The sequence below is a fragment of the Terrabacter tumescens genome (assembly GCF_014646815.1).
In the GTDB taxonomy this organism is placed as follows: Bacteria; Actinomycetota; Actinomycetes; order Actinomycetales; family Dermatophilaceae; genus Terrabacter; species Terrabacter tumescens.
In genome coordinates, this window is record NZ_BMNZ01000002.1 from 652,218 (window position 1) to 674,534 (window position 22,317).

Below are 22,317 nucleotides of genomic sequence, written 5' to 3' on the forward strand. Positions count from 1 at the left end.
GCGGTGGTGGTGGAGGGGATGGGCACGTGCTGCTGACTGTCAGACGGCCAGGCCGCGGCGGCTGCGGGCCACCTCGTCGGTCGCGCCGGTTGCGCCGCCGCGGCGTCCCCGCGCGAGGTGGGTGACGTGGCGCACGAAGTCGCGCCCGATGGCGTTCCAGTCGTGGTGCTCGCGGGCGTACGCGTGGCCGGCGCGTCCCAGCGCCTCCCGTCTCTCCGGGTCGCGGGCGAGCTCGACGAGGGCGGCGGCGGTGGCCTCCGCGTCGCCGAAGGGCACGACGATGCCGCAGCCCGCCCGTTCGACGAGGTCGGCGGCGAGGGGGAGCGGGGTGGTGATGACGGGCAGGCCGCGGGCCATGTACTCGATGACCTTGGTCGGCATCGAGTGCCGGTAGTTGGGGCGGTCCTCGAGGAGCGAGAGCCCGGCGAGGGCGCCGTCGAGCATCGGGAGGGCCCGCGCGCTCGGCACGAAGCCGTGGTGGGTCACGTGTCCGCACTTGACGCCCCAGGCGAGGGTCTCGGCGGTGCGGGTGTCGCGGGCCGCGCCGATGATCTCGACGGCCACCTCGCCGCGCGTCGCGCCGGTGAGCAGGCGCCCGGTCTGCAGCAGCGTCGCGGCGCCCCGGGGCATGGTCAGCGAGCCGAGGTAGACCGCGCGTCGCGGTCCGGGGACGTGCGCGGTCGCCGGCACCCGGACCGTGTTGGGCACGACGACGTGCTCGCGCTCGAAGCGGTCGGCGTAGGCGTACTCGGCGAGGATGAGCTCGTGGTGGCGCTCGGCGTGCCGCTCGATGGCCCGGGCCGCGCGGGCCAGGGGGCGGCGCGCCCGCTCGGGCACCCACGGCTTGGCCTCGATCGCGGCGGCGGTGTCCTCGTGGACGTCCCACACGAGGTTGGGCAGGCGCAGTCCCGCTGCGGCGGCGACGATCTCGGGATCGTGGACGAGCACGACGTCGTGGTCGGCCGCCTCGCGGGCGAGCAGCCGGCGGGCGGCGCGGAAGGCCTGCCCGCGCGACCGTCCGGTGGCGTGCGGGAGGTCGACGGGTCGCAGGCCGGCCACGTCGGGGAGGTCGAGGGCGTGCGCGGAGAAGGGCGCGGCATACGTCACCTGCACCCCGGCGTCGAGGAGCGCACCGATCTCGCGGTGGCGGATGCGCGCGTCCTCGGGATGGTGCACGACGGTGACGACGAGGGCCGAGAGCGTCGGGGCGCGACCGACCGGTGCGCGGCTCACGCCGTGGCCTTCCGGTGAGACTGCTCGTAGGCGCGCACGACCTCGTCGGTGGGGCCGTCCATGACGAGGCGCCCCTGCTCCATCCACAGCACGCGGTCGCACGACTCGCGGATGGCGGCGTTGCTGTGGCTGACGAGGAAGACGGTGCTCGCGTCGCGGCGGATCTCGGCGATCCGGTCGCGGCTGCGAGCCTGGAACTCGGCGTCGCCGGTCGCCAGGGCCTCGTCGATCATGAGGATGTCGGGCGCTGCGGCGGTGGAGATGGCGAAGCGCAGCCGTGCGCCCATGCCCGAGGAGTAGGCGCTCATCGGCAGGTCGACGAAGTCGCCGATGCCGCTGAAGTCGACGATGCCGGCGTAGCGATCGCGCACCTGGGCCGGCGTCAGCCCGAGCGCGAGGCCGCCGATCATGACGTTCTTGGCGCCGGTGAGGCCGGTGAGCAGCACGGCGTTGACCCCGAGGAGCGAGGGCCGACCGGCCGCCCAGACCCGGCCGTTGGTCGGTGGCATGAGCCCCGCGATCGCGCGCAGCAGCGTGCTCTTGCCAGACCCGTTGCGGCCGATGATGCCGACGGCCTCACCGTGGTTGACGACGAACGAGACGTCCTTGACGGCGTGCACCTTGCGCACCGAGCTGACCGGGTTGCGTCTCGCCAGCAGGCGCTCGACCAGCGGCAACTCGCCGCCCGTGTCGGTGCCCTTCTGCTTCGCGCCGAAGACGGTGTAGACGATGTCGAGCCCCGAGCACACGACGCTCGGCGTCGTCGCGTCCGGCGCCACGTCAGTTGCTCCCATAGCGACCCTCCCCGCGCCAGAAGAAGACGAGTCCGGAGGCGCAGAGCACGACGCCCCACACCGCCGCGGCGACCCAGCTGCCCCACGTCAGGGGGTACTGGTCCATGAGGGCCTCCCGTGCGGTCGTCATGCTGACGGCGAGCGGCTGGTAGAGCAGCAGCGCGCTGACGAGCCCGTGCCCCGCGTAGTGCGGGATGGAGAAGAAGACCCCCGAGACGTAGCGGGCCAGGCGCACGCCGACCGGCACGAGGTTGGCCGAGTCCCGGGCCGCGTTGACCAGCCGCGCGAGGAAGAACGCGAGGCCGAGGTTGATGAGGCTCTGGAGCAGCAGCGCGACGGGGAAGAGCAGCCAGTGCGGCGAGAACGGCTCTCCTGTCAGGGGAATCATCACCATCAGCACCGCGAAGGCCGGCACGTTGACGAGGAACTGCGTCAGGGTGACCGAGATCGGCAGGACGGCCCGGGGGAAGCGCAACGCGCGCACCAGCCCGATCTGCCCGACGACGGCCCGGGACCCCGCGATGATCGCGCTCGCCGAGTAGCCGAAGACGAAGATGCCGATCGTGAGGAAGGCGATGTAGTTCGACGTGCCGCCCCGCGTCTTGAGCAGCAGCCCGAAGATCAGGTAGTACGAGCCGACGAGCAGCAGCGGGTTGAGCACCGCCCAGAGCTGGCCGAGGTAGTTGTTCTGGTTCGTGGCCCAGGCCTGGGCCGACGACAGGTGCCACACGAGGTGCCGGTAGCTCCACACCTCGCGGACGTAGCCGCGCAGCCCCGGCCGCACGCCGAGCTCCTCGAGGCCGGCGGCGCGCGCGAGCGCCGCCGCCTCCTCGGGGCCGAGCGCGACCGGTCGGTTCCGCTCCGCCACGTCCTCGCCGCTCTCGACCTCTTGCACGTCCTGCACGTCCTGCACCACCTGGTCGCTCCCGATCGTCATGCCGCCACCGTCCGCGCCCGGTCGTAGACCTGCTCGTATGCCGTCGCCGCCGCCGACCACGTGCGCCGGCTCGCGACGTGGTCGCGTCCGTTGGCCCCGAGCCGAGCGCGCAGGCCCGGGTCGGCGACCAGCGGGTGCAGCGCCTCGGCGAGGACGGCTGGGTCGGCCTGCGCCACGACCACGCCCCGGTCGGCGCCGACGAGCTCGCGCAGCGGCGGCAGGTCGGTGACGACGACGGGTCGGCCCAGGGCCATGGCCTCGACCGGCTTGAGCGGCGGCACGAGGGCCGTGACCGGGGTGGCCCGGCGCGGCACGCAGAAGACGTCGATGGCCGCGTGGTGCTCGGCGCTCCGGTCGTGCGGCACGCGGCCGGTGAGGACGAACCGGGTGCGGTTGCCCGACCGGCGCAGCTCGGCCGCGCGGCGCACCATCCGGTCACGGGCCGGCCCGTCCCCGACGACGAGCACGACGAGCCGGGCGTCGTCGAGCAGCGCGCCGGCCTCGACGAGGACGTCGATGCCCTCGTACGCGTTGAGCGTCGACACGGTGCCGACGACGACGTCGTCGGGCCGGATGTCGAGCGAGGTGCGCACCGGTCCGCCGTCGACGGGCGCCGTGACGAGGTCGTCGGGCACGCAGTTGCCGATGACGTGCACGCGGGCCGCGTCGACCCCGCGGGCCACGACGTCGTCCCGCATGCTCTGCGAGAGCGTCACGACGGCGTCGGCGAGGGTGAGGCACCGGGTCTCCGTCTCGCGGGTCCACCGGTAGAAGTCGCTGTGCGGGTCACCGCCGCGGGTGCGCCAGGTGTCCTCGAGGAAGCCGCGCGCCTCGTAGACGACGGGCACGCCGAGGCGCTCGCCCGCGAGCAGGGCCGCCTGGGCGTTGACGTGCTTGGAGTGGGCGTGCAGCACGTCGGCACCGACCGCGCTGCCGAGCGAGGCGACGGCTGCGGCATACGCCTGCAGGTGCCGGTCCGGCAGGTCGACGCGGCTCCCGACCCGCAGGTCGCGGTGGTAGGGCACGCCGGCGAGCGTCGTGAGGGCAGTGGCGCCGAGGTGGCCCTGCGCGACGGGGAAGCCGGGCGGGGTGCACACGTGGGCGTCGATCCCGGCGTCGCGCTGGGCTGCGACGAGACCCTGCGTGCGCACGGTGTAGCCCGCCTGCACCTCGGGCAGCGAGTTCGTGACGACGTGGACGACGGACGTGCGCGAGGCGCTCGCGGGGGACGTGGTCGGGCGCGATCCCTTGCGCTGCAGGTCAGTTCGCGAGTCGTTCCGCGCGCCGGTCCGAAGACCGTCGAGGGCGCTGCCGGTCAGCACGGCGCGCTCGCCCACGAGCCAGCGCCGGTGCGCCCGGGCCAGCGGATTGCGGGCGCCGTCGAGCGCGCGCTCGGCGCCGCTCACGTCGCCGGCGGACCAGGCGAGGTAGGCGGCGGACGACCCGGTCGGCGACACGGCGGGCCCGCCAGTCGCGCGGTCGAGCTCGGTCAGCTGACCGGTGGCCGCGGCGGCAGCGAGCAGGTGCTGCGACCGGCGCGGACCCGCGCCGCGCAGCTCGTCGGTGAGACGGCGTCGGGCCAGCTCGCGCTGCCCCGAGGCCGCGGCGGCGATGACGGACAGCGGCCCGCGGCTGTGGCGGCTCAGCTCACGCCGGACCGGCGCGGGCAGCACCCGGGCGCCGACCCAGACGGCCTGCCAGGGGTTGCGGGCGACGTGCGCGCGGGCCACGCAGGCAGCGAGCGGGAGGTTGGCGACGAGCAGCGCCGTGGTGGTCGGGACGTCACCAACTGTTCGGCTCCGCGTTGCATCGCGTGGACCGGGGGCGCCAAGAGCGGATGCCACACTGGCGCCGAGTCTGGGGGTCACGCAATGAACGTCGCAGCCCACCCCCAACGGCAAACCCGTTCAGGCAGAACGAAAGTCGAACAGAGAGAGAAGTTTGTGGTGAACACGCGGCACCAGCTGCTGTCGGATCTGGACCGGGCGCGGACCGCCGCGGTGCGGGCCGTGCGGGACCCCCGGGCGCGCACGGAGCTCCCTCGCAAGGTGCGCAAGGAGGTCGAGCGACGCCTGCCGCGGGTGCGGTCGGCGAGGCTGCGGGTGGACCTGCCCCGACCCGAGATCCCGACGGGACCCGTCGCCCGTCCGGGTGTCGTGGCGGCTGTCATCCTCGACGACTTCTCGCAGCTCGCCCTCGGCTACGAGTGGGTCCAGGTCAGCGTCACCCCGCAGGACTGGCGCGACCAGCTGGCTGCCCACCCCGTGGACGTCCTCTTCGTCGAGTCGGCGTGGAACGGCAACGGGGGCACGTGGCGCCTCGCCATGACGACGGACGAGGGCCCGTCACCGGAGCTGCGGTCGCTCGTCGAGCACTGCCGGTCGGCAGGGGTCCCGACGGTCTTCTGGAACAAGGAGGACCCACCCAACTACAGCCTCTTCCTCGAGACGGCCCGGCTCTTCGACCACGTCTTCACCGTCGACGCGGGACGCATCCCGGACTACGAGCGCGACCTCGGGCACACGCGAATCCGGCTGCTGCCCTTCGGCGCCCAGCCGCGCATCCACACGCCGGTCCGTCACGGGGCGGGCCGCACGCGCGAGGTCGCCTTCGCCGGGAGCTACTTCGCCGACAAGCACGACGAGCGCCGCGCGCAGATGGAGTACGTCCTCGAGCCGGCACTCCCGCTCGGGCTCGAGGTCTTCTCGCGCCTGGCGGGGCGTGACCCGCGCTACCAGTTCCCGAGGGCGTATGCCGCGTCGCTCGTCGGGAGCCTGCCGTACCGTCGCATGCTCGGTGCCTACACGGCCTACAAGGTCTTCCTCAACGTCAACTCGGTCACCGGCTCGCCGACGATGTGCGCCCGGCGGCTCTTCGAGCTGTCCGCCGCGCAGACGCCCGTCCTGTCGGGGCCGGCCGCGTCGATCGAGCCGTTCTTCGGCGACACGGTCCGGGTGACGAGCAGCGCCGAGGAGACGACGCGCGAGCTGCGGGCCCTGCTGCAGCACGAGGACTACCGCGACCGGCTCGGGCTGCGCGCCCACCGTCGCGTGCTCGACGCGCACACCTACGGCCACCGCATCGACACGGTGCTCGACACCGTCGGCCTGCAGGTCCGTCCGCGTGACCGCAGCATCTCGGCGGTCGTGCCGACGATGAGACCCGGTCAGGTCGACCACGTGCTGGGGTTCCTCGCGGCCCAGGCTCACGAGGACGTCGAGCTCGTGCTCGTGACGCACGGCTTCGAGGTCGGTGGTGACGACGTGCGCCGCCGAGCCGAGGTCGCAGGGCTCGACCCAGCCCGGGTCGTCGTCGTGGCGCGCCCCTCGAGCGACACGCTCGGTGCGTGCATGAACGCCGGTGTCGACGCGGCGTCCGGTCGCTACGTCGCCAAGATGGACGACGACAACGTCTACACCGAGCACTACCTCCGCGACCTCGTCCGGGCCTTCGACTACACCGACGCCGTCGTCGTCGGGAAGTGGGCGCACTACGCGCACCTCACCGCGACCGGGGCCACGCTGCTGCGCTTCCCCGACGCCGAGCACCGCTACGTCGACCTCGTCCAGGGCGGCACGCTGCTGCTCGGGCGCGACCTCGCCACGCGGCTGCGGTTCGAGGACCTGCCGCGCCGGGTCGACACGACGTTCCTGGACAAGGTGCGCGCCGACGGCGGCCGCGTCTACTCCACCGACCGCTTCAACTTCGTCTCGGTCCGCGCCTCGACGCCCGACGGGCACACCTGGCCGGTCTCCGACGTCGAGCTGCTCTCCCGCCGTGGGGTGCTCGCCTTCCACGGCGACCCCACCGACCACGTCACCGTCTGAGAGGCGGATCCCCGTGTCAGCACCAGCCCGTCGCCTCGTCGCGTCGTACTGCTTCCCGCCCTACAGCGACACCGCCGCGGTCGTCGCGGCCAAGCGCGTCCACGACCGGGGTGAGCCCGTCGACGTCATCTGCAACGCGATGGACTCGATCCGGCACCAGGACCCCGACCTCGTCCGGATCTGCGGGGGGCTCGTCCGTCGCTTCGCCGCGGTGCCGTCGCGGACCGCGTTCAGCTCGTGGGGCTCGATCGTCGACTACCAGCAGCTCGGCCTCGAGACCTTCGTGCGATGGGAGTCGCTGCAGGGGGAGTACGAGTCGCTCTACAGCAGAGCGCAGTTCGCGGCCTCGCACTTCCTCGCCGCCGCGCTCAAGACGGCCCGCCCCTCCCTCCACTGGGACGCGGAGTTCTCCGACCCGCTGTCGCACGACGTCGTCGGCCAGGTCCGCACGGCCCCGGCGCACGACGACCGGGCCCTCGGCCGGCTGCGGTCGGCCGTCGAGACCGCCGGGTTCCGCCCGCCGGCCGGTCTCAACGCCTTCGAATGGTGCGAGGTCGCTGCCTTCGCGCTCGCGGACTCGGTGATGTTCACCAACCCGCGCCAGCGCGACTTCATGCTCGAGCACTGCCACGACGCCGAGCTCGCCGCGCGTGTCGAGTCCATCTCCGTCGTGTCACCGCACCCGACCCCGCCCGCCGCGCTCTACGACGCGAAACCCTCGACGTACCAGCTCGATCCGGGCCGGCGTCACATCGGCTACTTCGGCAACTTCTACGCCAACCGCGGGGTCTCGGGCATGCTCGACGCCCTCGCGCTCCTGCCGAGGGAGGCCCGTGACCGCGTCATGCTCCACGTGTTCACCTCCAAGCCGGACGAGCTGCACGAGGTCGTCGTCGCCCGTGGCCTCGCCGACTGCGTGCGCGTCGGGCCCTTCGTCGGCTACCTCGAGTTCCTCGCGCTGTCGCGGCGGATGGACTGCCTCCTCGTCAACGACGCGGTGAGCCCGCCGGGTGCGCCCAACCCGTTCCTGCCGTCGAAGTGGAGCGACTACCGCGGCAGTGGCACCCAGGTCTGGGGCGTCGTCGAGGAGGGCAGCGCGCTCGACGAGCAGCCGCTCGACCACCGCTCACCGATCGAGCACGTGAGCGCGGCTGTGCAGGTGCTCCGCCGGATCAGCTCTCTCCCAGCACGATCCGGCGCAGACGCTCTGCTGAGTCCGTCCCGCTGAAGCGGTCGCGCACCGTGTCGACGGTGCGCCCGCTCGCGTCGTCCCACGTGCCGGAGCCGCTGATGCGCAGGATGCGCTCGGCGGCCTCGGCGGGGGTGGTCGACACCCAGTCGGGAGGGAAGAGGCCCGTGGCGCCGCCGATCCCGGCATACACCGGCCAGTCGCGCACGACGGGAACCGCGCCGCTCGCGGCCATCTCGACGAGGCCGATGTGGAAGCCCTCGCGGCGGCTCGAGCTGACGGCCCAGCCGATCTCGCGCAGGTGCTCGGGCAGGCGCGAGGTGTAGCCGACGAAGTCGACCCCGTCGGCGACGTGCGGGTCGGCCATGCGCTCGTGGAAGGCCTGGGCGGCCTCGCGCTCGACGGGGTTCGCCGCGTCGACGGCGAAGTCGGCGCCGATGAGGCGCAGCCGCCAGCGCGGGTCGTGGCGACGCAGCGCGGCGAGCACCTCGAGGGTCCACAGCGGATCCTTGACCTGCTGCGCCCAGCCGACCATGCCCAGCGTCGTGCGCGCCGCCTCGCTCTTGGGCAGGACGTAGCGCTCGACGTCGACGAGGTTGGCGACGACGTGCTGGCGTATGCCGTCCAGGCGTCCTCCCAGCGCTGCCGCGGCTGCCCGCCGCAGGTGGTCGCTCGGGAAGACGACGTCGTCGACCTTGTCCCACTCGGCGGTGTGCAGCCAGGCGCTCAGGGTGTCGACGCCGTGCAGGCGCACGACCACGCGGGTGCCCTCGGGCACGAGCTGCGTGACCCACGTGAGCCCCTTGTCGGCCCAGTCGACGAAGACGACGTCGGCCGAGAGCGCCTCGGCGGTCGCGAGGTCGGGCGTCGGCGGGTGCCCCGTGGCGGCGAGCAGCCGCTCGCGGACCGTGACGGGGTCGACGCCGGTGTTGGCGAAGCGCTTCTGCCGCGCCGACAGGTCGAGCACCTCGACGTCGGCATGGCCCTCGAGCCCCGCGACGACCGCGCCGGCGAACTTCGGGTAGGCGCCCGGGACCACGGTGACCCGGGGCCGGGCACCGGTCAGGGTGCGTGGCGCTCGGGTGGTCGGGCTCGGGGTGCGCCGGCCGAGGAGCCGCCCGACCTCGCTGTCGCGGAGCGGGGCGAGGAAGGTGTCGGGCTCGGAGACGAGCGCCGACCGGGTCTCGGCCGTGTGGAGGCGCCGGGCGAAGAGGAGGTCGAGGGCGGTCGTCGTGTGGAACGCGGTCCGCTCGAGGTCGCCGGCGGCGAGGGCGTCGTCGGCCTCGCGCAGGGTCGCCACCGCCGCGGCGACGACGACGTCGGTCGGCACGTCGGTCCCGGTGAGGAGCCGGCGCAAGGCCCCGAGAGCGGGGTGCCCGCCGGGGCCGAAGACGGCCGCCCGGTCCTCGACGAGCTGGGTCGCAGCCTCGAGCCGCTGAGACCGCAGGAGCCGGTAGGCGACCATCGTCCAGAGGTCCGGGTCGACCTCGGCGCGGGTGCGGGCGGCTTCCGCGCGCAGCACCCGGGACGCGCGGCGCACCGCGTGGGCGTCGGCGAGCGACCCCCGCAGCTGGCTCGCGGCGGTGCGCATGACGAGCGCGGCGACCTCGTGAGCCCCGACGGTGGGGGAGTCGTCGCCCCACGTGCGCAGCAGGGTGGTGCCGGCCCGGTCGAGGACGACCCGCGTGCCGGGCTCGGCCAGCAGCGCGTCCGCCCGGGTGTCGACGCGGGCGAAGACCGGGGCGCCGAGCCGGGCGGGGAGCAGCTCCGGGAGCGCGCGGCGTCCGACCCGCAGGCCCTCTTGCGACACGCGCAGCGCCACCCGGCGATGGCGGGGGGCGCCGGCGGCGACGCGCGACTCGATCCACCCGATCGACGTCGGCAGCAGCTCGACGCGGTGCGTCTCGGCGAGCGTGCGCAGTTGGTGCTGGAGCCGGCCGCGGTAGTGCAGGACGCGTATGCCGTGTCCGTTGCGGGCGAGGAAGGCGAGCATGCGTGCGTGCTCGTTCACCGACCCGGCGCTGCCCGCCACGACGACGAGGGCCCGGGGCCCCGACGGCGGGCTGTGGAAGAGCGCGAACCCCTCCGCAGCCCCGCCGAGCCCCGTCGTGGTCACGGAGGTGACGCCCGCGACGTGGGCCGCGCGCAGCATGGACTCGACGTGGTCGCGTCCGCGCGGGTGGTGGGTGGCAAGGTGCCTCAGGTCCTCTACCTCCGCGGCCACGAGGGCGTTCGTCACGGCGCTGCGGTCGGCGGGGTCGGCCTGCGTCCCGACGGTGAGGGCGGTGAGGACGGCGAGGCGGGACCGGACGGCATGGTCACTGTCGGCGTCAGGGTGTCCGGGCTGCGGGAGGTCGTGGCCGTTCGCGAGCGGGCCGGGCGTCAGGTCCAGCTCGGCGAACTGCAGGTCGAAGCGGCTGAAGAGGTGGCCGTGCAGGACGGTGTCCTCTGCGCCGCAGACCCCCTCGACGAACGGGGTGTCCACGAGCCACCGGGTCGGGTAGAGCCGGCTGCCCCGCCCCCGCAGGGCCGCGGCGGCCAGGTGCGGGCGCACGTGCGCGGTCGCGGGCGCGGGCGCTGGGACGGGTGCGGCGCGGGTGTCGGCGGCGGGCGCGGTGGCCACGGCGACGCGCTCGGGGTGGCGGACGGCATACAACGCCTCTAGGTGCTGGGGCGCAAGGGTCTGCGCCGCGTCGACGAACGTCGTCCACGTGGCCCGGGCGAGCGAGACGCCGACGTTGCGGGCGGCGGCGGACGACGCGGCGACGGCGTCCACGAGCTCGACCTCGTGGCCGGCCAAGGGGCCGCGGCAGGCCCGCTCGACTGCGTCCCGGGCGGCATCACCCGGCCCGTGGACCACGACGACGACCTCGAAGCGGTCGGCCGGGAGGGTCTGGGCGGCCAGCGACCCGAGGCACGCGGCCACGCGGTCGCTGGAGCCGGGAACGGACACCACGACAGTCAGGTCACGCACCCGGCGAAGGTAGCCGGGGCATGTGAATAGGCTGGACGGACGCGCACCCGCGCAGGTGAACGACCGGTGATCAGGAGGTGGCGTGCCCGAGGGAGACACCGTGTGGCGCACCGCCGCCCGGCTCAACGAGGCGCTCGCCGGCCGCGAGATCGTCGAGTGCGACCTGCGCTGGCCCGACATCTCGACCGTCGACCTCACGGGTCGCACGACGCTCGAGGTCGTGAGCCGGGGCAAGCACGTGCTGCACCGGGTCGAGGGAGGCCTGACGCTGCACTCGCACCTGCGCATGGAGGGCCAGTGGCGCGTCGAGGCGACGGAGGGTCTGGCGTCGCGCTGGCGTCGCAACCCGCAGCTGCGGGCCCTCGTGGGCGCTCCCGACTGGACGGCGCTCGGGCTGCGGCTCGGCATGCTCGACCTCGTGCCGACCGCGCGCGAGGCCGACGTCGTGGGACACCTCGGGCCCGACGTGCTCGGCTCCGACTGGGACCTGACCCGCGCCGTCGACAACGTCGCGGGCAGCCACGTCCCGATCGGGCAGGCCCTGCTCGACCAGCGCAACCTCGCAGGCGTCGGCACGATGTGGTGCGCCGAGACCCTCTTCCTCGAGCGGGTGCCACCGTGGACGCCCGCGGACAAGCTGGGGCGCGAGCGGGTCGAGCGGGTCGTCGCCCGGGCCCACCGCCTCATCGACAACGGACGGCGCAACGCGGTCCAGTCGAGCACCGGCAGCTACCGCCTCGACGAGGCCCACTACGTCCACGCCCGCAGCGGCCGGCCGTGCCGACGCTGCGGCACCACGGTGCGGGTGGCGATGATCGGCGAGCCGACGCGCGAGCGCACGATGTTCTACTGCCCGGGCTGCCAGGGCGGGCTCGGACCCACCGACGACGGACGGCCGCAGGCGCCGCTGGGGTCCAGCCGCGGAGCCGCCCGCTCCAGACGCTCCTACTGAAAGGGCTGTGCCTGTCGGTGGAGCGTCCTACCGTGAAGGATCCGTTTCATCCGAGAGGAGCACCGCCATGGCAACCCGGCTCAACCCCTACATCAGCTTCAAGGACGACGCCCGTGCGGCGATGGAGTTCTACCAGTCGGTCTTCGGCGGGGAGCTCAACGTCTCGACCTTCGGTGAGTACGGCCAGTCCGGCCCGGGCTCCGACGGTGTCATGCACGCGCAGCTCGAGACCCCGAGCGGCTACACGATCATGGCCTCCGACACCCCGCCCGGGATGACGCACCAGGAGGGCTCGAGCATCACCGTGAGCCTCAGCGGCGACGACCGCGACGAGCTGCGCCGCTACTGGGAGGGTCTCGCCGACGGCGGCACGGTCTCGACGCCCCTCGAGAAGCAGATGTGGGGCGACGAGTTCGGCCAGCTGACCGACCGTTTCGGCATCGGCTGGCTCGTCAACATCGCCGGCGACCACTCCGCGGACGCCGCCGGCTGACGCCCGTCCGCGTCGTCCACCGCACGGTGTCGCAGCGTGACACGATCGCCGCGTGCTGCGACTCACCGACTTCATCATCGACTGTCCGGACACGGTCTCGCTGGCAGCCTTCTACGCCGAGGTGACCGGTCGCCCCGTCAAGGGCGGAAGCAGCGCCGACTGGGCCGGTGTCCAGTTCGGCGAGATCGAGCTGGCCTTCACGCGGGTCGAGGACTACCGCGCTCCCCAGTGGCCCGACGGCGAGCACCCCAAGCAGTTCCATCTCGACTTCGAGGTCGACGACATCGAGGCCGAGCAGAACCGCGTCCTGGCTCTCGGTGCGATCCTGCAGCAGGACTCCGTCGGGCCCGACGGGTACGGCTGGCGCGTCTACACCGACCCGGTGGGGCATCCGTTCTGCCTCTGCCGCAACAAGGGTGTCACGTGGACCGACCAGGGACCCGTCTGGCCCGCGAGGGGGTAGGGCGTTCGCCGAGGGGCCGTCCTGACGGTGGGCGGTGGCACGATGGCCGCATGTCGGACGAGCAGGCACCTGAGGAGGTGGCGGGTCAGCCGGTCATCTCGTTCGCGAGCGTGTCCGACTGCGAGGCCTGGTTCTCCGAGCACCACGCCGACCACCGCGGCATCTGGCTCAAGATCGGCAGGAAGGGCGTCGCGCAGACCGTCACCTACCCCGAGGCTCTCGACGTCGCGCTCTGCCACGGCTGGATCGACGGGCAGAAGCGGGGCTGCGACGAGACCCACTGGCTGCAGCGCTTCACCCCGCGCGGGCCGCGGAGCACGTGGTCCCGGATCAACCGGGACAAGGTCGAGGCGCTGACCGAGGCCGGTCGCATGCGCCCGGCGGGGCAGGCCCAGGTCGATGCTGCCAAGGCCGACGGCCGCTGGGCGGCGGCCTACGCCGGCCAGAGAAGCGCGACCGTCCCCGACGACTTGGCTGTGGCGCTCGCTGCCGATCCGCAAGCTCAGGCGTTCTTCGAGACGCTCAGCGGCGCCAACCGCTTCGCCGTCCTCTACCGCGTCCAGGAGGCGAAGAAGCCCGAGACCCGGGCCGCGCGCATCGCGAAGTACGTCGAGATGTGCCACGACCACGAGACCCTCCACTGACGGGTGAGCCGCTTCGGCGACCTCGCGGCGGCCTCGCGGTGGGCTCGTGGAGGGGGCGCGCCGGAGGAGGTCAGGACGTGGCTGACCCGGAGGGCCTGTCGAGCTGACGGGCCAGCTCGTCCGCGTCGATCGGGCTCGTGTGCGTGCCGGCCACCCCGCACGCCCAAGCGCCGGCGACCGCACCGCTCCGTGCGGCTGCGTGGGCGTCGCCACCCGCCAGCCAGGAGTGCAGGAAGCCCGACACGTAGGCGTCGCCCGCGCCGTTCGAGTCGACGACCGGTCGGTCCGGGATGTCGATGGCCGGCACCGCGAACGACCCGCCGTCGCGCACCGTGACCCGGCTGCCCCGCGCGCCGTCCATGACGATGACGAGCCGGGCCCGGCCCTGGTCGAGCACGTCGGCGACGACGTCGCCCTCGATCCCCGTCAGGCGCGAGCCCGACACGAAGACGAGATCGGCGGCATACGCGAACGGCCGGTGGTGCGGGTTGCGCCCGTCCCAGTCGTGCAGGTCGGTCGAGGTCGTGACCCCGGCCGCGGCGGCGTCGTCGAGCGCGGCCACGGTCCACGGCATGATCGAGGCGTGCACGTGCCGCGTGTGCGCGAGCGGTCCGCGCCAGAGCGTTGGGTCGGGGGCCAGGTCGTAGGGGTGGCGCGCGTCGTAGAACGACAGCCGTCGCCCGGTGGCGTCCACGAGGTTCACCGCCCGGCGCGTGCCGCTCTCGTGGACGACGTGGTCGAAGGCGAGGCCCTCGTCCGCGAAGCGGTCGAGAAGCATCCGGCCCTCGTGGTCGTCGCCGATGACGTCGACGAGACGCGTGGCGAGGCCGAGGCGGTGGCAGCCGAGCGCGACCCCGCTGCCGGTGTGCCCGACGACCGTGTCGATCGGCGGGACGCCGTACGAGTCCGCCAGGGGAACGGGCAGCGTCTCGACGCGCACGATGGTGTCGACGCCGGCGCCGCCGACGACGAGGACGTCAGTGGTCTGCGGTGTCACCGGGCCATTCTGCACGTCAGGGACGGGTGACGCTGAGCAGCCCGAGGCACATCTCGTCGGTGGTCCCCTCACCCCACACGACGTAGCGCTCGGGCAGTCCCTTGAGGTCCGGCAGCTTGTCGCGCCAGGCCTGGTCGTGGGTGCAGCTGACCTTGATCGAGTCCCCCGGGCGGATGGCCGTGGCCGGGATGGGGACCGAGCCCTGGTTGTCGAAGTCCCAGACCTTGATGTCGAGCAGCGTCCTGGCCTTGGGCGTGCCGGGGTCGAGCTCGATGCGCAGCGACGAGCCGAGCAGGTGCATGTGGCCGGCGACGGCGCGGATCGTGGCCGGCGCCTCGACCTTGCGGGTGCACGACTGGGTCGGTCCCGGCGTCGGGATGACCGTGCCGTTGCAGACGAGCAGCAGCCCGTTGACGATGGGCCGCGACATCGGGCCGAAGCGCTCGGTGACGTCGGCGACGGCTGCGGAGCGGTCACACAAGCGCCCGGACTTGCCTGCACGACAAGGCAGCTCGACCGGAGCCGGGTAGAGCATGGTCTCGAGCGGCTTGAGCTTCGTCGACGACGACAGGCGGAGCTTGACCGACGTGCGGTCGGGCGTCGTGCCGTGTCGGAGGTTGTAGTGCACCTGCATCACGAGCAGGGAGCCGCGCTGCAGGGGGATGCCGACGTCGGAGGGCAGCACGTTCTCGCGGCCGCCGGGCGCCCACGCGCCGACCCACGGCGCGTCGTCGAGGCTGGCCCCCCGCGAGCCCAGACCGGTGCCGCCGAAGCAGGTCCAGCCGTTGCCGCCGCTCTCGGCGTCCTTCGCCCGGGCCGCCGCCGCGGCCGACGGAGGCACCCGGAAGAGGATGACGTGGTGCACCTCCTGCGGCTGCCCCGGAGCGATGTCGAAGCCGGTGACGAAGGCATCGCGCGCGAGCTTCGGGTCGAGGACGAAGCAGCGGTAGTCGTCGGTGCCGGTCGTCGGCGCCTTGGGGGTGTAGGCGACCGGAGAGGTCACCGTCCGCATCGTCTCGCCGCCGCGCAGCGCCGCAGGCTGGGCCGGGACGACGGGCTTCGCGCCGTGGCCGGACGCGGTGGCGTCCGTGTGCCCGGCGGACCCGGTGGATGCGGTGGGCCCGGTGGCTCCCGTCGTCGCAGTGTGGCCGGCCGCATGGCCCTCGAGCCTCGCCTGTACCGTCGGGTTGGGCGTGCCGCAGCCGGCCGCCAGCAGCGCGAACGCTGCCAGCGCGGCGGCGACCGCGGGCACACCGCGTCGGGTCCTCATCCCGTCAGTGTAGGAACGTCGGCGCGAAGAGGAGCCGTTGTCGAGCCTTGGCCTGCAGAGCAGTGGACCTGCGGCGTCAGGACCGGTCGGCGAACGGTCCTGCGGGTGCGAAGGCATGGGCGGCGAAGCGCTCGCCCACGAGCCGGTGCGTGGCGTCGTCGGGGTGCAGCCCGTCCGGAAGGGGCAGCCGGATCGCGTCGTCGGCGCCATACAACGACAGCCCGTCGAGCAGGTGCAGGTGGGGGTCAGTGGCGGACCGCTGCGCCACGACCCTGGCCATCTCCTCGCGGACCACGCCCAGCGTGAGCCGGCCGGCCGCGACGTCGGCCGGGTCGCCGGTGGCCCGGAAGCCCAGCCGACCCTCGGCCAGGGCCTCGAGGTCGAAGGCCCCGGGGCCCGGAGTGTCCTCGTGGATCGCGCAGTGCAGGGGAGTGACGACGAGCAGGGGGATGTCGGGGTGTCCGTCGCGCACCGTGTCGAGCAGCCCGTGGAGTGCCGGTCCGAACGCCCGGCGACGCATCAGGTCGGCGTTGACGACGTTGATGCCCATCTTGATGCTGAGCAGGTCCGCCGACGTATCGCGCAGCACCCGACCAACGGCAGGGTCGAGGAGCGCGCTCCCGGCCAGTCCGAGGTTGACGAGGTCCACGCCGCCGAGGCGCGCCGCGAGGGCGGGCCACGTCGAGGTCGGGCGATCGGCACCGGAGCCCTGGCTGATCGAGCTGCCGTGGTGGACCCACGTGCGGCGGCTCCGGTCGCCGAGGGCCTCGACGCGGGCGTCGGTCCGCAGGTCGACGAGCTCGGTCGTCTCGAGGTGGGGGAGCCACAGCTCCACGTTCTTGTCGCGGGGGTCCAGCCCCTCGAAGCGCACCGTCGCGACCGGTCCGCGGGTGGTCTCGCTCGTGCCGGTCGCGAGGTCGATGGTGATCGTGTCGCCCTCGGTGACGCGGGCCCGGTCGACGAGGCGGCCGTCGACGACGAGGTCGAGCACGCCGTCGGGCCGCGGCGGCAGGCCGGGATAGAGGCGCTTGGTGGCCAGGACGTCGAGCTCGATCACCGTCGCGGTGCTGCGGAACGCGATCCTCGCCCCGGACGGCTGTCCCTCCGCCATGAGGAGCTGGGGGTCGGGGACCTGGGCACGCGCCCACGCAGGCAGCCGGTGCGGGACCAGGCCGCGGGCGCTGGGCTCGAGCTCGGCGACGCCGCGGACGATCTCGGGCGACAGGGGGACCGACTGCAGTGGCAGCTGTGGCATGGCTTGGGTCATGGGGTGCTCCAGTGGTCGAGGAGGTGGTGCAGGCCGTCCAGGATGCGAGCCCAGGAGGCCTGCGAGTCGGGGGTGCTATGGGCGAAGCCACCGCTGAGCTCGAGGGTGGTGAAGCCGTGGAAGACGGTGCCGAGCAGGCGCACGGCGTGCGTCTCGTCGTCCGCCGAGAGCCGGTAGCCGCGCAGGACGGCGCGGGCGAGCTGGGCGTGACGCGGCCCGGCGCTCGCGGCAGCCGTCTGCGCGTCGAGGCGCAGCCGCGTCGCGTCGTACCGCCCGGGATGCTCCGCGGCATACCCCCGGTAGGTGTCGCCGAGGGCGACAAGGGCCTCGTGCCCGCTGCGTCCCGCCACCGCGTCCGAGCCACGGTCGGCGAGCTCGGCGAGAGCCAGCAGGGCCACTCGCTTCCGCAGGTCGTCGGTGCCGTCGACGTGCGAGTAGAGGCTCGCCGTGCGGACGCCCAGCCGACGTGCCAGCTCCGACGCGGTCAGCCCGGCGAAGCCGATCTCGTCAGCCAGATCCGCACCGGCGAGCACGACCTTCTCGGTCGTCAGGCCGGCGCGGGGCACGTCTGGCGCTCGCGATGGTTCGTCATGCCCCGAACCATCGCATCCCTAAAGCCTTTAGGCAAATCCCATATGCATGTAGCCGGTGATCACGAGCCCTCGGGCGCCCGGCTCACCGGGATGCGGCGCGCGTCCGGCGCGCTGAGGCGCTCGGCGTTGGCCTCGGAGTCGGCGAGCTCCTTCTGCGACTCGAGCTCCGCCTCGACCCGCGCGAGGTAGCCCGAGACCTCGGCCTCGATGCGCTCCGCGTCCCAGCCGAGCACGGGCGCGACGATCTCGGCGACCGCGCGGGCGCTCTCGACCCCGCGGCTCGGGGTCTCGATGGAGATGCGGGTGCGGCGGGCGAGCACGTCGTCGAGGTGCAGCGCTCCCTCGTGCGTCGCGGCATACAACGCCTCGACCCGGAGGTACTCCTCGGCGCCCGGGAGCGGCTCGAAGAGGGAGCGGTCGTCGGCGGCGAGCGCGAAAAGCTCGTGGACGAGGGACCCGTAGCGCTCGAGCAGGTGCGTGATGCGCCAGACGGGCAGCTCTTGGTGCCGGGCGAGCCGGTCGATCTGGTTGACGAGCGCGACGTAGCCCTCGGCGCCCGAGAGCGGGATGAACTCGGTGACGCTGTCGGAGACGTCGCCGCCGATGTCCTCGCGGGCGGCGTCGACGGCATCGGCCGCCATGACGCGGTAGGTCGTGTACTTGCCGCCGGCGATGGAGATGAGCCCCGGCTGCGGACGCGCGACGGCGTGCTCGCGCGAGAGCTGGCTCGTGTCCTCGCTCTCGCCGGACAGCAGGGGTCGCAGGCCGGCGTAGACGCCCTGGATGTCGTCGTGGGTCAGCGGCACCTTGAGCACCGTGTTGATGTGCTCGAGGATGTAGTCGATGTCGGCGCGGGTCGCCGCCGGGTGCGCGAGGTCGAGCTCCCAGTCGGTGTCGGTCGTGCCGATGATCCAGTGCGTGCCCCACGGGATGACGAAGAGCACGGACTTCTCGGTGCGCAGGATGAGGCCGGTCTCGGAGTTGATCCGGTCGCGCGCGACGACGATGTGCACGCCCTTGCTCGCGCGCACGTGGAAGCGGCCGCGGCCGCCCGCCATCGTCTGGATGTCGTCAGTCCACACGCCGGTGCAGTTGATGACGACGGAGGCGCGCACCTCGGTGCGCTCGCCGGTCTCGACGTCCTCGACGAGCGCGCCCACGACGCGCTCGCCCGCGCGGAGCAGCTCGACGACGCGGGCCGAGGCCACGACCGTGGCGCCGTATGCCGCGGCGGTGCGGACCGTGGTCAGCGTGTGCCGGGCGTCGTCCGCCTGGGCGTCGTAGTAGAGCAGGCCGCCGGTCAGTGCCTCGCGCTTGAGCGCGGGGGCGAGCTTGAGCGCGCCGGTGCGGGTCAGCTGCTTGTGCCGAGGGACCGAGCGCGCCCCGCCCATCGAGTCGTAGAGCGTCAGGCCGGCCGTGACGTAGGGGCGCTCCCAGCCGCGGCTGGTCAGCGGATAGAGGAACGAGACCGGCTTGACCAGGTGCGGGGCGATGCGGCTCAGCATGAGCTCGCGCTCCTTGAGCGCCTCGCGCACGAGGTCGAAGTTCATCTGCTCGAGGTAGCGCAGGCCGCCGTGGAAGAGCTTCGACGAGCGCGACGACGTGCCGGACGCAAAGTCCCGCTGCTCGACGAGGGCCGTCGACAGGCCGCGCGTCGCCGCGTCGAGGGCGACGCCGCCGCCGGTCACCCCGCCGCCGATGACGAGCACGTCGAAGTGCTTGGTGCCGAGGCGCTTCCACGCCTGCTCGCGATAGTCCGTGTCCAGGCGCACTGGGCTCGTCATCGGTGTCCCTTCACGTCGCTGCAGAGAGGGCCACTCTATCGAGCCGCACCCGAAGGCCGTATGCCGTAGTACCGGGTGCGGCGGCGCCGGGATCCTTCCCGGGGCGCGACCGCCACGACGAAGTCCGAGCTCCCCGTCTGCATGGTCAGCCGGATGTCCCGCGGGACCGGGAGGTGCCGCGCGGCGTCCTCGTCGCGGTAGAGCACGGTCGTCTGGAGCCGGTGGCCCAGCTCCCTCTCGTCGTCCTTCGACAGGGGCGCGAGCCGCTCCCGGACCGTCGCGGCGGCGCTCCGAAGGCTCTCGGGCGTCACCTGGGGACCTCCGACGAGCACGACCGTGTCGACGTGCTCGTCCGCCTCGCCCGAGGTGATCGCGGTGTCGCGCCGCAGCCACGTCGTGGAGTCGCCGGACTCGCGGACGAGACCGCTGGGCACCTGCGCGGTGACCCAGCCCCGCTCGAGGTAGGCGGCGTGGATCCATCGCAGGCGCACCCGCTCGTGGAGCAGCCCTGCCGCGATGACGGCCAGACCGACCAGCCCCCAGGCGACGAGGCTCGGCCACATCGTGGGCAGATCCCGTTGGAAGAGCACCGTCACCGCGATGAGCACGAGGACGAGGAGGATGCCGCCGCCGAAGTGGCGCAGCCCTCTCGGCGGCACGACCCGGGCGGCGAACCCTCGGCTCGAGGTCAGCTCTGCCTGAAGCTCTTCGATGGTCACGGCGCAACGCTAGTCAGCGAGGGTCGCGACCCGTGGTCGGCCCCCGGGCCGGGGCGTGTGGCGGGACCCGTGACGACCATGCACCCCGACGGTACGGTCTGGTCATGCCGACGGAGCAGCGCAGCCATGTCGTGTCGATCGACCAGGGGACCACGAGCACCCGGGCCATGGTCTTCGACCGCCGGGGGCGGGTCGTCGCCGTCGACCAGCAGGAGCACCGGCAGATCTTCCCGCGGGCCGGCTGGGTCGAGCACGACCCGATGGAGATCTGGGAGAACACCCGCCTCGTCGTCGGCGGCGCCCTCGGCAAGGCCAACCTCAACGCCACCCACATCGCCGCGGTCGGCATCACCAACCAGCGCGAGACGACCGTCGTGTGGGACCGCGCGACCGGCCGACCCGTCTACAACGCCATCGTCTGGCAGGACACCCGCACGCAGGCGATCTGCGACGAGCTGGCCCGCGACGGTGGCACCGACCGCTTCAAGGCCGTGACGGGCCTGCCGCTCGCGACCTACTTCGCCGGCCCCAAGGCACGCTGGATCCTCGACCACGTCGACGGCGCCCGAGCGCGGGCCGAGGCGGGGGAGCTGCTCTTCGGCACCATGGACACGTGGCTGCTGTGGAACCTCACCGGCGGCGCGGACGACGGCGGCATCCACGTCACCGACGTCACCAACGCCTCCCGCACCCTGCTCATGGACCTGCGCACGCTCGACTGGGACGCCTCGTGCGCCGAGGCGGTCGGCGTCCCGCTCGCGATGCTCCCCGAGATCCGGTCGTCGTCCGAGGTCTACGGCACGTGCAAGCCGGGCATCCTCATCGACGTCCCGGTCGCCGGCATCGTCGGCGACCAGCAGGCGGCGACCTTCGGCCAGGCCTGCCTCGACGTCGGCACCGCCAAGAACACCTACGGCACCGGCAACTTCATGCTCCTCAACACCGGCGAGGAGATCGTCGCCTCGACGCACGGGCTGCTGACGACGGTCTGCTACCAGCTCGGGGACGCCAAGCCGGTCTACGCCCTCGAGGGCTCGATCGCCGTCACCGGCTCGCTCGTCCAGTGGCTGCGCGACAACCTCGGTCTGATCAAGGACGCCAAGGAGGTCGAGACCCTCGCCGCCGGCGTCGAGGACAACGGCGGCGCCTACTTCGTGCCGGCCTTCTCCGGCCTCTTCGCACCGCACTGGCGCCCGGATGCGCGCGGTGCTCTCGTCGGCCTGACGCGCTTCGTCAACAAGGGCCACATCGCACGAGCGGCCTTGGAGGCCACGGCCTTCCAGACGCGCGAGGTGCTCGAGGCGATGAACGCCGACTCGGGCGTCCCGCTCACCGAGCTGCGGGTCGACGGAGGCATGGTCGCCAACGAGACCCTCATGCAGTTCCAGGCCGACCTGCTCGGGGTCGACGTCGTGCGGCCCGTCGTGGCCGAGACCACCGCCCTCGGGGCCGCGTATGCCGCGGGGCTGGCTGTCGGCTACTGGCGCAGCACCGACGAGATCCGGGAGAACTGGGGCGAGGACCGGCGCTGGTCGCCGCAGCTCGACGTGGCCGAGCGCGAGCGGCTCTTCCGCACGTGGAAGAAGGCCGTCCAGCGCACCCTCGACTGGGTCGACGAGGACACCCCCTGAAGCGCGGAGCCGCTCAGTCGCCCTCGAGGTGCAGCACGACCTTGCGCAGGAGCCCGTTGAGGGTCGCCAGCTCCTTGGCGCTGAGACCGGAGAGGGCGGCCTTCTCGCGTGCCATGCCCGCCTCGATCCCCTTCTCCCACAGGGTCCTTCCGGACGGCGTGGGTCGGATGAGGATGCGGCGCCGGTCGATGGGGTCGACCTCGCGCGTCGCGTGACCGCGCTGGACGAGGCGGTCGAGGCGTGAGGTCATCGCGGCCCGGGTGACGCCGCACGCGTCGGCGAGCTGCGCCGGGGTCGCCTCCTCGGGATACGGCTGGATCATCAGCGCGTGGAGCGTGCGGTAGTCCTCGATCGTGTCGTCGGTGCCGGCATAGCTGGCGTGGTCGTCGGCCTTGAGCCGCTTCGTGATCGCCTGCATGCGCGTGACGGCGCCCTCGACCTCGGGGTCCATGTCCTCGAGCAGGCCGCTCCAGCGAGCGACGTGCCGGTCGACCGAGTCCTGCCGCGCTCTCGCCATACCCCCAGTCTCGCAGAGGACCTGACGTCCTGC

Annotated in this window: 19 protein-coding genes; 7 read left to right on the forward strand and 12 right to left on the reverse strand. The window is 73.1% G+C overall.

The window, feature by feature from the left end:
* Positions 1-39 precede the first annotated feature (39 nt).
* Genes IEY30_RS07040 through IEY30_RS07055 form a run of 4 tightly spaced genes read right to left on the reverse strand, consistent with a single transcriptional unit; the run spans position 40 to position 4,694 of the window.
* Entirely contained in the window at positions 40-1,233 is a 1,194-nt protein-coding gene (locus IEY30_RS07040) for a glycosyltransferase (RefSeq protein WP_052358841.1), read from the reverse strand.
* Positions 1,230-2,027, reverse strand: coding sequence for an ABC transporter ATP-binding protein (locus IEY30_RS07045; RefSeq protein WP_030201468.1), 798 nt, complete (start codon positions 2,025-2,027; stop codon positions 1,230-1,232). The genes IEY30_RS07040 and IEY30_RS07045 overlap by 4 nt, the downstream gene beginning before the upstream one ends.
* Positions 2,014-2,964 carry an ABC transporter permease gene (locus tag IEY30_RS07050; RefSeq protein ID WP_030201471.1) on the reverse strand — a complete coding sequence of 317 codons (951 nt, stop codon included), beginning with the start codon at positions 2,962-2,964 and terminating at the stop codon, positions 2,014-2,016. The genes IEY30_RS07045 and IEY30_RS07050 overlap by 14 nt, the downstream gene beginning before the upstream one ends.
* Complete coding sequence (locus IEY30_RS07055; protein ID WP_052358842.1) at positions 2,961-4,694, reverse strand: glycosyltransferase family 4 protein; 1,734 nt, start codon at positions 4,692-4,694, stop codon at positions 2,961-2,963. Before IEY30_RS07055 ends, IEY30_RS07050 begins: the two co-directional genes overlap by 4 nt.
* Before the next feature lie 216 nt (positions 4,695-4,910).
* Here IEY30_RS07055 and IEY30_RS07060 point away from each other — a divergent pair, with 216 nt between their 5' ends.
* Both IEY30_RS07060 and IEY30_RS07065 read left to right on the forward strand, forming a co-directional pair.
* Positions 4,911-6,791: a glycosyltransferase family protein gene (locus IEY30_RS07060; RefSeq protein ID WP_229674878.1), complete on the forward strand. Its 1,881-nt coding sequence runs from the start codon at positions 4,911-4,913 to the stop codon at positions 6,789-6,791.
* A 13-nt stretch (positions 6,792-6,804) separates the two neighbouring features.
* Positions 6,805-8,019: a glycosyltransferase family protein gene (locus IEY30_RS07065; protein ID WP_030201480.1), complete on the forward strand. Its 1,215-nt coding sequence runs from the start codon at positions 6,805-6,807 to the stop codon at positions 8,017-8,019.
* Here the strand turns inward: IEY30_RS07065 and IEY30_RS07070 are convergent.
* Positions 7,964-10,954, reverse strand: coding sequence for a glycosyltransferase (locus IEY30_RS07070; RefSeq protein WP_162181024.1), 2,991 nt, complete (start codon positions 10,952-10,954; stop codon positions 7,964-7,966). The genes IEY30_RS07065 and IEY30_RS07070 overlap by 56 nt on opposite strands.
* Positions 10,955-11,036: 82 nt before the next feature.
* Here IEY30_RS07070 and IEY30_RS07075 point away from each other — a divergent pair, with 82 nt between their 5' ends.
* The 4 genes from IEY30_RS07075 (at position 11,037) to IEY30_RS07090 (ending at position 13,506) form a co-directional block, all read left to right on the forward strand.
* On the forward strand, positions 11,037-11,906 hold the full coding sequence (locus IEY30_RS07075) for an Fpg/Nei family DNA glycosylase (RefSeq protein ID WP_030201486.1): 870 nt from the start codon (positions 11,037-11,039) through the stop codon (positions 11,904-11,906).
* A 67-nt stretch (positions 11,907-11,973) separates the two neighbouring features.
* Entirely contained in the window at positions 11,974-12,399 is a 426-nt protein-coding gene (locus IEY30_RS07080; RefSeq protein ID WP_030201488.1) for a VOC family protein, read from the forward strand.
* Positions 12,400-12,451: 52 nt separating this feature from the next.
* Positions 12,452-12,862, forward strand: coding sequence for a VOC family protein (locus IEY30_RS07085; protein ID WP_030201491.1), 411 nt, complete (start codon positions 12,452-12,454; stop codon positions 12,860-12,862).
* A gap of 50 nt (positions 12,863-12,912) precedes the next feature.
* Positions 12,913-13,506 (forward strand): YdeI/OmpD-associated family protein, encoded by a 594-nt coding sequence (locus IEY30_RS07090; protein ID WP_030201496.1) that lies wholly within the window; start codon positions 12,913-12,915, stop codon positions 13,504-13,506.
* 70 nt (positions 13,507-13,576) lie between these two features.
* Here IEY30_RS07090 and IEY30_RS07095 read toward each other — a convergent pair whose 3' ends face one another.
* The 6 genes from IEY30_RS07095 to IEY30_RS07120 form a co-directional block, all read right to left on the reverse strand.
* A complete protein-coding gene (locus IEY30_RS07095; protein ID WP_030201498.1) occupies positions 13,577-14,503 on the reverse strand; it encodes a carbohydrate kinase family protein in 927 nt (308 codons plus the stop codon).
* Positions 14,504-14,519: 16 nt separating this feature from the next.
* Positions 14,520-15,773: a hypothetical protein gene (locus IEY30_RS07100; protein ID WP_030201501.1), complete on the reverse strand. Its 1,254-nt coding sequence runs from the start codon at positions 15,771-15,773 to the stop codon at positions 14,520-14,522.
* A 76-nt stretch (positions 15,774-15,849) separates the two neighbouring features.
* The gene (locus IEY30_RS07105; protein ID WP_229674879.1) at positions 15,850-17,040 is read right to left on the reverse strand and encodes an SGNH/GDSL hydrolase family protein; all 1,191 of its coding nucleotides are present in this window, start codon (positions 17,038-17,040) and stop codon (positions 15,850-15,852) included.
* Complete coding sequence (locus tag IEY30_RS07110) at positions 17,037-17,606, reverse strand: TetR/AcrR family transcriptional regulator (protein ID WP_030201509.1); 570 nt, start codon at positions 17,604-17,606, stop codon at positions 17,037-17,039. Before IEY30_RS07110 ends, IEY30_RS07105 begins: the two co-directional genes overlap by 4 nt.
* 86 nt (positions 17,607-17,692) lie before the next feature.
* The gene (locus tag IEY30_RS07115) at positions 17,693-19,417 is read right to left on the reverse strand and encodes a glycerol-3-phosphate dehydrogenase/oxidase (RefSeq protein ID WP_030201512.1); all 1,725 of its coding nucleotides are present in this window, start codon (positions 19,415-19,417) and stop codon (positions 17,693-17,695) included.
* A gap of 35 nt (positions 19,418-19,452) precedes the next feature.
* Positions 19,453-20,136: a hypothetical protein gene (locus IEY30_RS07120; protein ID WP_030201516.1), complete on the reverse strand. Its 684-nt coding sequence runs from the start codon at positions 20,134-20,136 to the stop codon at positions 19,453-19,455.
* A 104-nt stretch (positions 20,137-20,240) separates the two neighbouring features.
* Here IEY30_RS07120 and glpK point away from each other — a divergent pair, with 104 nt between their 5' ends.
* A complete protein-coding gene (glpK, locus tag IEY30_RS07125) occupies positions 20,241-21,767 on the forward strand; it encodes a glycerol kinase GlpK (protein WP_030201518.1) in 1,527 nt (508 codons plus the stop codon).
* Between the two features lie 13 nt (positions 21,768-21,780).
* Here the strand turns inward: glpK and IEY30_RS07130 are convergent, their stop codons facing one another.
* Entirely contained in the window at positions 21,781-22,284 is a 504-nt protein-coding gene (locus IEY30_RS07130) for a MarR family winged helix-turn-helix transcriptional regulator (protein ID WP_030201520.1), read from the reverse strand.
* Positions 22,285-22,317 lie beyond the last annotated feature (33 nt).

Excerpts from the sequence above, each read along its gene's own strand:
- IEY30_RS07045 (WP_030201468.1), bottom strand. The coding sequence starts at position 2,027 with ATGGGAGCAACTGACGTGGCGCCGGACGCGACGACGCCGAGCGTCGTG.
- IEY30_RS07050 (WP_030201471.1), bottom strand. The coding sequence starts at position 2,964 with ATGACGATCGGGAGCGACCAGGTGGTGCAGGACGTGCAGGACGTGCAA.
- IEY30_RS07080 (WP_030201488.1), top strand. The coding sequence starts at position 11,974 with ATGGCAACCCGGCTCAACCCCTACATCAGCTTCAAGGACGACGCCCGT.
- IEY30_RS07090 (WP_030201496.1), top strand. The coding sequence starts at position 12,913 with ATGTCGGACGAGCAGGCACCTGAGGAGGTGGCGGGTCAGCCGGTCATC.
- IEY30_RS07100 (WP_030201501.1), bottom strand. The coding sequence starts at position 15,773 with ATGAGGACCCGACGCGGTGTGCCCGCGGTCGCCGCCGCGCTGGCAGCG.
- IEY30_RS07105 (WP_229674879.1), bottom strand. The coding sequence starts at position 17,040 with ATGACCCAAGCCATGCCACAGCTGCCACTGCAGTCGGTCCCCCTGTCG.
- IEY30_RS07115 (WP_030201512.1), bottom strand. The coding sequence starts at position 19,417 with ATGACGAGCCCAGTGCGCCTGGACACGGACTATCGCGAGCAGGCGTGG.
- glpK (WP_030201518.1), top strand. The coding sequence starts at position 20,241 with ATGCCGACGGAGCAGCGCAGCCATGTCGTGTCGATCGACCAGGGGACC.
- IEY30_RS07130 (WP_030201520.1), bottom strand. The coding sequence starts at position 22,284 with ATGGCGAGAGCGCGGCAGGACTCGGTCGACCGGCACGTCGCTCGCTGG.